Raw genomic sequence first — 10,955 nt, 5'->3', positions numbered from 1 at the left:
ATCCGGTTTAGGTACCCATTTTCTATGAACTTCTTTTTCATTTTTAACTTCAAACGTATCGACTATATTACCATTTGTATCTTTAACATAAAACGTCCAGTCCGATCTGTTTTGGGCAAAGTAATCTAGCTCAGTTGGAGTGTTATTGTTTAAATTTTTAGTCGGCCATACACTAGAATTGGAAAGGACCATCCATTCACTCATATATTGTGGACTTTGATCTCCCCAAACGGTGTAAGAGTGGTTAAACGCGTTGTCTGCTCCAATTACTACAATATTTTTCGGTTCGTAGTTTAATAGTAATGTYGACTCTTTTCCTGGTAGATAATAATTTCCGTTCACCCAAACCATTGCAGCAACATATCCACTTCCGTTTTCATTATCTGTGCCTTTCCAGGAAATTTCGTATTTTCCAGCCTTTGGAGTTACAGTAATGTCTGTAACTTTAGGTAGTGTCGAATCTACTTTCACAGGCATTATAACTTCCTGTGGTTTTGCACCTGGAAAGTCTAATGTCGATTTAATCACATATTGATAATTTCCATCTTGTACAAATCGTCCAGATTCATCTGTCATATCCCAAGGATAGAGTTCATTGTAATAAGTGTCCCCAAATGACATGATATTTTTTCTGAATTTCCATGGTGTCCCTGTATATTCACTGAAGTCACCTAAATATTTAACGATATTTCCTGATTGATCTTCAACAAACATTTCTGTTTTTTGTAGATTAYGTAAAGCCGTAAATGAAGAATAGATACCATTTAGATGGTAGTTTGGCGAGATGGCAATTTTGTTAAGATCAAACGTTCCTGTACTAGGATCATATCCCTTTGGATAACGTTCTGATGTTCCATCCCAAAGTGCAGTATAACCTAAAAATGCATCTTTTTCCCATGCAGGAGGATCGATATTTAGTGGTTCATCCCAATTTCCATAGAAGCCCATATAAGGAACGGATAAAGGCACGGCTTTATCTTGGTCCTTGGTAACCGGAACTAGACGAACAAATCCTTCTACAAAACTATTTTTCTTTAAGGAATCTGGTAAATTCACATTAACTGTCAGCTGTTTTGTTTGACCAGGTTTAATTTTAAGAAGTGCGCCTTCTGTTACTGTCACTTTTTTATCATTGACAGTGACGGTTGCTCCATTGATTCGTTCACTTTTTAAAGTTAGATACTCCTTGGAATCCAAGTCACCATCAGTGTCTAAATCATATTCTTTCACTTCCGTCTGATCCTTTAAAACATCTACAAAAACTTGGTATTCGATATCCTCACTATTATTTTTTCCCTTAGGAGTTTCGAATGCTTCCACGTTTAATTTAAAGCTTGTAGTTTGTCCAATTTCCTTTAAAGCAACTGCTCCAGCTTGTTCTAAAGGCGTGTTTCGACTTGTCACAATGACAGGTGTGTTAATGGCATTTTGAATTTTCATTAAACCAGATCCTTGTAAGCGTGGTGAATATGGAACTTCACCGTTTGTTTTTGGATCCATGAGAACATTAGCTGTATTCATTAAAGCAAGCTTTGCTTTTAACACCGTATCTTCTGAATGGGTTAATCCTTTTTGATAAAGTGCCTGCAATAACAATGCTGAACCGCCTGCAACATGAGGTGCTGCCATTGATGTACCGCTCATGTTTTCATAATCATTTCCTGGAACAGTTGAATAAATATTTCCACCAGGAGCCGAAATCTCTGGTTTAAAATCTAATGTACTTGGAGAACCATAGGATGAAAAACTGGACATGTTGTCTTTTTTTGCATTATCTATCCAAGTTTCCCCGTCTAATTTCATCTTGACGGTTTGACCACTTTTTAGTTTATTTAATAGTTCTTGGCCTGGAGCCTTACCTGTTGTAGCAGTTGGAATGGAATTTTCAGTTAATCTTAGATAAGGATAATCAGTCGCCATATTATCAGCTGGTATTATGATAACCGCTTTTGCTCCATACCTTTCTGCGTTAAATTGAATACTAKAATAAGAAGTATATTGATTTAATAATTTTATTACTGCAATGTAGCCAGTTTTATTGGCGGGAAAATCAGCTTTGCTTCGTCCTTCGTTTGCATACACCATTTCATACTCTTGATTCGGATTTAAAAATCTTGAAAGTTTAAAATTATATTTTGCAGGAAACATCGTTTGATCTTGGAAAGGAAGCTTAAAACCATCTGTATCTGCTAAAGTATTTAAATGCAATTTTGTATTTTCATAGGATGCTACCGATAAAGCATATGGACCTACACCCGGTGCACCAACTGTCCCAATATCAGGATTTTCTGCATATGGCTTTGAAGCAGAGTCAAGAAATAAATTATTTTTCGTACTATGAGCGGAATTACCAGCTGCCACTACAACTAGTGTTCCACGCTCTGTCGCAACTCGAATGGCTTTTTGAGTCGGATCATCTTCTTCACTAACATAGCCTGCATCAACACCTAAGCTCATGTTGATAACATCTGCACCCATTGTAACGGCATGCTCGATTCCTGCGATAATATCATCCTCATAGGCTCCGCCGCCCATATCCGAGAATACCTTTTCTGCTAATAGTTGAACACCTGGAGCAATACCAGCGACCCCACCAGTTGCTTCGTCCCCATTAGCTCCAACTGTTCCAGCAACGTGTGTTCCATGCGGACTACCATTTAATCCAGGGATGACATTTGTATCATTGTCTGCCCAATCATAACCTGTCGGGACTTTATCTGAATACCAAATTTCGTTTACATCTGTATCTGCCATTTTTTGATTCATTTTATCTTGAGTCCATTTTTCTTTCGCTTTTGCATTATCAGATAGTTTCATATCTTTGTGTGTATGATCAATCCCAGAATCTACGACCGCTACAACTAATCCTTCACCTTTATAGCCATATTGTTCCCAAACTTTTTGAGCTTGTACCAATTCTTTACTAGCTGCCATCGTTTCATGGAATGTTTTAGCAATATGTACATTCGTAACTCCTTGAATAGACTCGATTTCTTTCAAATTCTGAAACTCAGTTTCTAAACTGAATCCGTTAAAACCTTCAAAATAACGATGTTTCACTTTAGTAGCGGAATTTACTTTTGAATTTTTCGTTTTAGTGATTGCATCAATCACTTTGTCTTGCTTTTGCTTCATCATTGACTTTTTATTTTTTGATGATTGCTCCACATCAGTTAGCTGTTCAACTTCAACGATTAGGCGGACCACTTCATTCGGGCTATACGCTTTAATTAAACCTTCTTTAGTTACAGCTTCACTATAAAGATCCTTACTTTCTTGCTCCACTATATCTTCCAATGGTTGAAACTTGGTTGAAGTGTCATTCGTTTCTGCAAAAGCTGTTAAAGATGTTAGAAGTAAAGATGTGACAGCTGCAGTAGACATGACTTTAAATGCTTTCAATTTACTTTTTTTCATTTACGTCTCTCCTTTTTGAGTTTATATTTATTCCACTTACCCTTATCATCCCATATTTCTACTTTTCTGAAAATTGAACTTAGGATGTAACTCTTGCTGTTATTGGTTCTATACCTGCATAAAACAAAAGTACTATACCAAGAGTGATATAATAAGGGACAGGACATATTTTTATAAGTGATTTTTAATTAAGAAAATGGAACAAGTTGATTTCGAACGGCATAATTGACTGCCTGTGAACGGCTTTTCACATTCATGATTGCGGTTTTAATTGTTGTTCTTTTTAGCAGGTAGTAATGGGTCTGCTGTTATTACCTTAACAACGTTAGGTATACCATCGTTCATGCCGCCTACTACTTTTACTCTAAAATAGTAGAAAGTATTTTCAAACAATCCTGTAACCACTGCACTGTTTGAACCTGCTATAACCGGTTGTTCTGTTGTCGCAGCGCTCCATGTAACGCCATTATCGCTCGATTGCTCAATTTTCACTTCAGTTGCATTGACAGCGGCAATCCAGCTAAGAGCGGCCGAATTTTTAGATTTCGTAGTATTTTTCAACGTGTTAACGGTAGATGCAATTCCTAATTCATTGAAGTAATGTGTACTGTACTTACCGGTAACTTGTTCTTTCGGCTGAACGGTTATATCCGTATTTCCTTAGAAGAAGATCTACTATCTAAAGGTGAATTATTAGAGCTTGCACAAGATGGATTAGAAATATCAATAGAACTTAAACATCCTTTATATACATTTCTTTTCACGCTTGTGATTTATCTTTTAGAGAACCAATATGAACAGTATTACACCTATTTAAGTGAAAAAGCTTTACCTTTCTTTCGTATGCAAGGTTATATATATCTAGTAAAAAAGTATGAAAAAGAATTGTTTAATCATTATTTAAAAAACTGCCAAACTAATAAAGTCCTAGAAATAGCGGATATCTTTATCAATAAAAAATAACAAATGCCAAGACGTTGCCTTGGCATTTGTTTGCTTCTGTGCAGGAAATTAAAAGTTTTTACACTTACTAAATAACAACAAAAAATAGTTGGGCAGGAATAGAGTCCTGTCCAACTATTTTTTCATGATAGTTACAGTTTTTCAGCAAACCATTCCGTTGTTATCTTTAAAAGTTCTTCTGCAATGGATTGATCAGGATTTAATTTGTTATCAGCGAATATTTTGAAACCATGATCTGCACCATCAATAATACGCAGAGTCGCATCGGTACTTCCAGCATGTTGTACCAATTCCCTTGCCAATAGCGGTGAAACGACAGGATCTTCCGAACCTCCAATTGCGAGCAATGGGCCTTTATATTTGGCAACCTCATCAAGAGCACGAGAATTTTCCATCGCTGTAAAAAATTTTTTACCAAATTCTAATTGAGTACCCCATGGCATCGTCACTATAGCCGAACCTTTCGCATAGGCTTCTTCGGCATATTCGAACAAAATCTCTAAGTCTTTTGCACCGTTTGACGGCGCGGATGACCAGGTTGCAAGTGCTTTTACTTTTGGTTCCCGGGCTGCTACTACTTGCGCTATTCGTCCTCCTTGGCTGTAACCCAACACACCGATTCGATTATTATCTATTCCCGTATAATTAGCGAGGAATTCGACCGATTTCAGAGCATCCGCGACTGAATCATCGAAATTATTCTCAACATAGGGTTGGGAACTATCCCCGCCTCCTGCAAAGTCAATCCGCAAAGATGCATATCCTTTTGATGCCAATTGAGCAGCAAGTTGTTTATAGATATCTCCAAGTTCATTTTTATTACCACCCGTACCATGCAACAGCAATACCACAGGAGCTGGTTTATCCTTTGTTGCTACTGACGGGCTTACCAATATACCGGGAACATTATGGCTTCCATTAGGGATCGAAACGGACTGTTCCTTTATGGGTTGATTGCTCTCCTTTTTGCTTGTACTTTCACATCCTGTACAGAAGATTGATATCACAAGGACTGATATCAGAATCATGGTCATGGTCATTAATTTTTTCATTTTTCTATCCCCTTAATGTGTTTAACTTGGCTTTGTAGATAAGAGTTAGCAAAACTTTTATAAATAGCGGAACACCTACTTACTTCTTTCTTTACCTCAATCAGCGCTTCTTATAGACACCACCTCCCTATTCAAGTTTTGGCGAGATTGTATGTATTAAGAATCTTACATGAGGTTCATGTAATCGCTTACATATAGTCGAATAAATAAACTGGTAAATCTATATACACTCCGCCAAAGCACAAAAAAATAAAAGATTGGGGGATTCTTGAACAAATAAATCCTCTATCACATCGAGTAAAGAATGTCATATTGGCTCTTATGATTCCACCACTCCTTAGAACTGCTGCCGGATCTAATGGACCAATCCGCCAAGATCATCGGTTACAACGGAGCGATTTTGGGTCTCTTGTGTGCGGCAAAATGTATTCGCTTACAGAGAATCGCAATTAAATTTTGAGGAATTCGATGCCTCCTTTTTAATGAATGCCATCATACGCTAAGGATAATAATAGACAACTATGGTACGTGGTATATATAGTTGTCTAATAAATTCATTGTAATTGTATTTCAGTAAACCGGTTAAGTCAATACTGATTTAAAAAAGTGTGTGTTGTGGTTCTGTGATACTGTCACTATGGAACAGGGGACAATCACATTGACTAACGCAGAGATGAAGAAAGTACTTGTTGTGGAAAAAGTCTTAGATGGGCTTATGACAAATGTGGATGCGGCAGCTTTGTTGGGATAACTCCCGGCAAGTTATTCTGTTGAAGAAAAAACACATGCAAGAGGTCTTCGGGAATCGAGCATCAGAACAGAGGCAGAAAGCCCTTTCATGCTTAGGAGGATAAAATTAAGGAACATGTTGTCGATTTGTACACAACCCAGTATCACATCAGCATTCGTTTCAGTTTAGCGCTAAAATGACCGTACTAGAGGACGATCTTATTCTCTGACATCAAGGTCAAGCCTTGGAAAGTAAAAGAAACCGAAAAGGTACAACGCATAAAGGAAACAAAAAAGGCGAGTTCTGCGCAGCCACGCAAACCCACCTCAAGCCATCCGTGGAGGCTTGGAACCAAAAACAATCTCAGAAACATAAAAATCTTTCAGTCCAAGCCCCCTTGTATAGGGTCTCGGACTGCATAGAAAATGACATTTACTCAGAAATTTGACATACTGAATAAAAAAGTTATTTTCCATATTTTTCTGCAATTTAAACTGGATTAAGTTGTATTTCATCATCCCAATGTTGAGGTGTCGCATCCCTAATTAAAGGGATATAATGTTTATTGAGGAGGAGTATTTTAATGCCGATTAAAAACAAGTCCCATCTATATGTGGATTCTTATGATAAAATACTAAAACTAATTAATGCGGGAGTTTATCCGGTGGGAAGTAAATTGCCTGCGGAATTGGAACTTTCCAAAATGATGAATGTTAGCAGGATGACTTTACGCCAAGCCTTAAGCTTACTCCAAGAAGATGGCTATATCGAGACGATCCATGGACAAGGAAACTTTATAAAAGATAATACAAAATTACGAAGTATTGGATTAGAAAAAATAGGAGATACAGTTTCTAATTGTTGTACGGAAGCTATTGACGACATTGATTCCGACTTTCGCCTTGAATTTGTCAACGATTATGAATATACAAAAAAGCTGTTCGGTATTAACTCGGCAGTGGTTATTGGATTTAGCAGATGGTACAAAAGCAAAAATAAAATTGTTGCGCACACCTTTTCCGCGCTGCCAAGTGAAATCGCTTCCCAATTTCAAGTAAGTCTTAATGATAAAGAATGTATTCTCAAATTGCTTGAAGAACGAATTTATGAATATGCGCATTCTTCGACAATAGAAGTCAAGTTTACAAAATCCGTACTTTCCTCTGCGAGCCATCAACTCCATTCAAACAATGATTTATTTACACTATTAATTGAGAGTTTATATGATTCGATTGGCCATGTTATACTCCAGAATAAAATATATATACCGACGGAATTCAGCTCGATTAAAATTAATCGGAAAAATAAATAGATTTATTGCTGAAGCCAAGTGATGTTCTGGAAAGCCGGCTTCCATATCTGTAAATACTGAAAGCTAACGTCTTTTCTAAGACGTTAGCTTTTTTTTCTTATTCAACTAAAGCCCCGTTAGTTGAACTAGACTTATTGAAGTGTTGACATAAATGCGTAACAATTCATACAACAATAATGAAAAAAAAGAACTGTCCCAAAAGGAACAGTTAATTTATAAAAGTTTATTTGACAGCTTTAAAAAGAGCTTTTCCCTTGTTGTAGACAAATCTTTCCCATTTAGCTAACAACCCGTTTCCATTCTCTCCACGCTCTATTTCTAATGCGTGATTTTTATGGAATTCTAATACTCGTTTATTATGATTTTTTTCCCATTGGTGCAAAGGATTAGGTTTCATTTTTTCAACCTCCTTTACAATTAATTTCTTAATTATATGGCTAGGTTGGATAAATTAAAAGTAATTTATATCTAGTCTATTGAAAATAGAAATTGTTTGAGATTGCAAAGAGGTTAGTTTATGGCATAGTACGACCAAAATGTGTCGCACAGTTCAATCATACTACGCTTCTTCAACAAACCTGCCCCGTTAGTGAAAGAAGCTACTGCTGCTCTTGTTGTGCAATCGCTCCTATTTTATATTACCAATGTCATAACAATTATTACGATAAATGACAACGTGAAGAAAATACCTCTTGTTATAATGCAACTCCTTACAAATGCCTCATCTGCTTTAGGTTCCTCTATATATGCTAGTTGATGCCATAAACGAATAGTCTTTGTTGGATTTATATATTGCCAAATCGAAATAGCATAGATTGAAATGACTACGAGAAAAAATAAAATTATTTTTAGCATATAATCCTCCTCCCGCCCCGTCAGCTCAAAAAGGAAAAGGGCGTTACTTCCTCCTTAAGTTGCATAGTATCAAATATAGCAATTCCAATCATTGCCCAGAAGTAATGAGATAAGTGAATAAAAAAAAGCAGTACCACCACTATAAAAGTGTTGGTACTGCCATACAGGGTGACAAGCATTTTGTTAATTAGAATGTACTTGCTACTTTAACAGCCTTTTCAAGCCCAGCAGCAATAATTTCTTCTGCTTTATCAGGAAATTGGCTGTGACCTYCAATCACTACTTTCTCCATATCTTTTACACCGAAGAAGTTCATCATACTTGCTACATATTTAACAGCCATTTCTACTTCAGCTTTTGGTCCTTCAGAATATACACCGCCACTTGCGTTTAATAATGCTATTTTTTTATTTCCAATAAGACCTACTGGACCTTCTGGCGTATATTTAAATGTTTTGCCCGCACGGTTTAAGTAATCAATATATGTGTGTAGTACAGCTGGGATAGTTAAATTCCATAAAGGGAAACCAAATACAACTTTATCAGCTGCAAGGAATGGATCTAAATATTTATCAGCAACAGCTACTGCTCTTGCTTCTTCTGCTGTTAAATCAAGTCCTCTACTTGCCTTAAATGTACCGTTAATCATATCTACACCTACATATGGCAATTCTTCCTTGAATAAATCAAGCTCTATCACTGTATTATTTGGATGTGATTCTTTGTAGCTTGCTAAAAAAGCCTCATATAATTTCACACTAACTGCTTGGTTTGCTGGGCGATCGTTTGCTTTTACAAATAAAACTGTTGTCATTCTCTTTTCCTCCTGTTGCTCACTCTTATGTTGTTATATATTTATTCACTAAAAAGGGAATCCTATTGTCTTTACAATATCTTTTTAAAACTATATTCCATGTCTCCACCTAAAGCTTCAGCTGTATCACCAGTTTCTCTGAAGTCATGTGTATGAATCTTTTCAAACGGACCATAGTTTATTTGCTTATAAAATTCATAACAAGGGAATCCGTCATGTGCACCTTGAATATCGACAGTACCATCTTTTTTGACATGTACAGTTAATAGATAATCAACGGGAGGTGCATAAACATTTAATGGGTTGCTAGCACTAGCACTCATTTGAAATTTGACGTCATCTGCCCCCCATACAACATCAATGCACAAAATACCTTCTGTACTAGCTTTTCCTGTTCTTATATTAACGGAACCATCAGGAGTTGTGATTCTTTCTGTTGTCATGCCAGTATTCGCATATGTGAAGATTTCTTTTTTATAAAAATCTACTACTACTTCTTGTTCAATTCTGGAACGCATAGTGTTTACAGCATATGGTGTAAATTCACGTGAGTCACCTTCGAATTGAATCACGTTTCCTGTTTGAGTATCCTTCTTAGGTTCAGTCCAAGACATTGKAATAAATACACTTGCTCTAACTTTAACGATATTAGTCATGAGACACACCTCTATGATTTTTAATTTTATTTTGGATAATAATATTGAGCCATTGAGCAAAACAGATCGCAATTTCTTTCGTATATATTATTGCTTTTCCTTTAATATTTGCTGCTTGTAAACTTCTACTTAGTATTTATATCTAGATTGTCGTTTTAAAACTGTATTCCATTTCCCCAGCTAGCGCTGCTGGAGTGTCACCAGTTTTTCTGAAATCATGTGTATATATTAATTCAAATGGACCAAAATCTGTTTGTTTATAAAATTCATAGCAGGGGAACCCATCATGTGCACCTTCAATTTGTGCAACACCACTCTTGTTAACCTGTATAGTTAATAAATAATCAGCCGCAGGTGCTGCTGCATTTAAAGGATTGCTTGCACTTGCCCTCATTTCAAAAGAAACTTCATCAGTGCCCCACACAACATTAGTACATACAATATTTTCTGTACTTGTTTTTCCTTTTTTATAATCAATAGAACCATCTGGATTTGTAACTTTTACAGTTACGATACAAGCATTGGTATATGTGAAAATTTCTTTTTTATAAAAATCAATAATCACTTCTTGCTCTAATCTTGACCGTGTAGTGTTTACAGCGTTTGGTGTAAATTCACGTGCATCACCAGTGTATTCGAATATCTTTTCTGTTGCAGGATCTTTAATAGGTTCCAACCAAGCATACGGTGCAAATACACTTCCTCTAATTTTAACGATGTTAGCCATGAGAACCCTCCGTAATGTATTAATTTTGTTTCGGTGAATCCTATTTCTTTTATAATTGAATTATGGTCAACTTGATTGACTACATGGTGTATAGTACAATGGGTTTCAAATAAAGTCAACCTAATTGACTTTATTTAAGGAGGTTTTATGTATGAATCATGAAGTATTTAGTGAATTGGATCTTACATCACTATTATCATTATCCTTTAGTACATCAATAAATGAATTACATGACAGATTGAGTGAATTGGGATTTGGAGATATTAGACCTGTACATGGTTTTATGTTTAAATGCATCACTCCAAATGGAACAACAGGTATAGAACTAGCCGAATATTTAGGAATTACAAAGCAAGCTGTGAGTAAAATGGTGGTTTATCTTGAGAAAAGTGGCTATGTAATGAGCAAAGCTCATCCCACTGATAAGAG

General features: G+C 36.2%; 10 protein-coding genes. 3 read left to right on the top strand and 7 right to left on the bottom strand.

Annotation, left to right across the window (positions count from 1 at the left end; genetic code table 11):
- Nucleotides 1-3,417 (bottom strand): S8 family serine peptidase (locus AC1DSL_RS13715; RefSeq protein WP_477532594.1); only part of this gene is annotated, 3,417 nt, incomplete at its 3' end.
- Between the two features lie 267 nt (nucleotides 3,418-3,684).
- Nucleotides 3,685-3,978 (bottom strand): fibronectin type III domain-containing protein, encoded by a 294-nt coding sequence (locus AC1DSL_RS13710; protein WP_477532593.1) that lies wholly within the window; start codon nucleotides 3,976-3,978, stop codon nucleotides 3,685-3,687.
- A 39-nt stretch (nucleotides 3,979-4,017) separates the two neighbouring features.
- Between AC1DSL_RS13710 and AC1DSL_RS13705 the strand changes: the two genes are divergently transcribed.
- Nucleotides 4,018-4,380 carry a hypothetical protein gene (locus AC1DSL_RS13705; RefSeq protein ID WP_477532592.1) on the top strand — a complete coding sequence of 121 codons (363 nt, stop codon included), beginning with the start codon at nucleotides 4,018-4,020 and terminating at the stop codon, nucleotides 4,378-4,380.
- A 131-nt stretch (nucleotides 4,381-4,511) separates the two neighbouring features.
- On the opposite strand, the gene AC1DSL_RS13700 is transcribed toward AC1DSL_RS13705, so the two are convergent.
- Entirely contained in the window at nucleotides 4,512-5,432 is a 921-nt protein-coding gene (locus AC1DSL_RS13700; protein WP_477532591.1) for an alpha/beta hydrolase family protein, read from the bottom strand.
- A 1,313-nt stretch (nucleotides 5,433-6,745) separates the two neighbouring features.
- Between AC1DSL_RS13700 and AC1DSL_RS13695 the strand changes: the two genes are divergently transcribed.
- Entirely contained in the window at nucleotides 6,746-7,474 is a 729-nt protein-coding gene (locus AC1DSL_RS13695) for a GntR family transcriptional regulator (protein ID WP_477532590.1), read from the top strand.
- A gap of 223 nt (nucleotides 7,475-7,697) precedes the next feature.
- Here the strand turns inward: AC1DSL_RS13695 and AC1DSL_RS13690 are convergent, their stop codons facing one another.
- The 4 genes from AC1DSL_RS13690 to AC1DSL_RS13675 all read right to left on the bottom strand — a co-directional run bounded on the left by AC1DSL_RS13690 (nucleotide 7,698) and on the right by AC1DSL_RS13675 (nucleotide 10,526).
- Nucleotides 7,698-7,871, bottom strand: coding sequence for a hypothetical protein (locus AC1DSL_RS13690; protein WP_477532589.1), 174 nt, complete (start codon nucleotides 7,869-7,871; stop codon nucleotides 7,698-7,700).
- A gap of 645 nt (nucleotides 7,872-8,516) precedes the next feature.
- Nucleotides 8,517-9,143 carry an FMN-dependent NADH-azoreductase gene (locus AC1DSL_RS13685; RefSeq protein WP_477532588.1) on the bottom strand — a complete coding sequence of 209 codons (627 nt, stop codon included), beginning with the start codon at nucleotides 9,141-9,143 and terminating at the stop codon, nucleotides 8,517-8,519.
- Nucleotides 9,144-9,214: 71 nt separating this feature from the next.
- Entirely contained in the window at nucleotides 9,215-9,799 is a 585-nt protein-coding gene (locus AC1DSL_RS13680) for a DUF3238 domain-containing protein (protein WP_477532587.1), read from the bottom strand.
- Between the two features lie 142 nt (nucleotides 9,800-9,941).
- On the bottom strand, nucleotides 9,942-10,526 hold the full coding sequence (locus AC1DSL_RS13675; protein ID WP_477532586.1) for a DUF3238 domain-containing protein: 585 nt from the start codon (nucleotides 10,524-10,526) through the stop codon (nucleotides 9,942-9,944).
- A 151-nt stretch (nucleotides 10,527-10,677) separates the two neighbouring features.
- Here AC1DSL_RS13675 and AC1DSL_RS13670 point away from each other — a divergent pair.
- Nucleotides 10,678-10,955 (top strand): MarR family transcriptional regulator (locus AC1DSL_RS13670; RefSeq protein WP_477532585.1); only part of this gene is annotated, 278 nt, incomplete at its 3' end.

The sequence above is a fragment of the Paenisporosarcina sp. P4_D4 genome (assembly GCF_056401835.1).
Note: the sequence above shows the minus strand (reverse complement) of the source record. Positions and strands in the feature narration are given on the sequence as shown.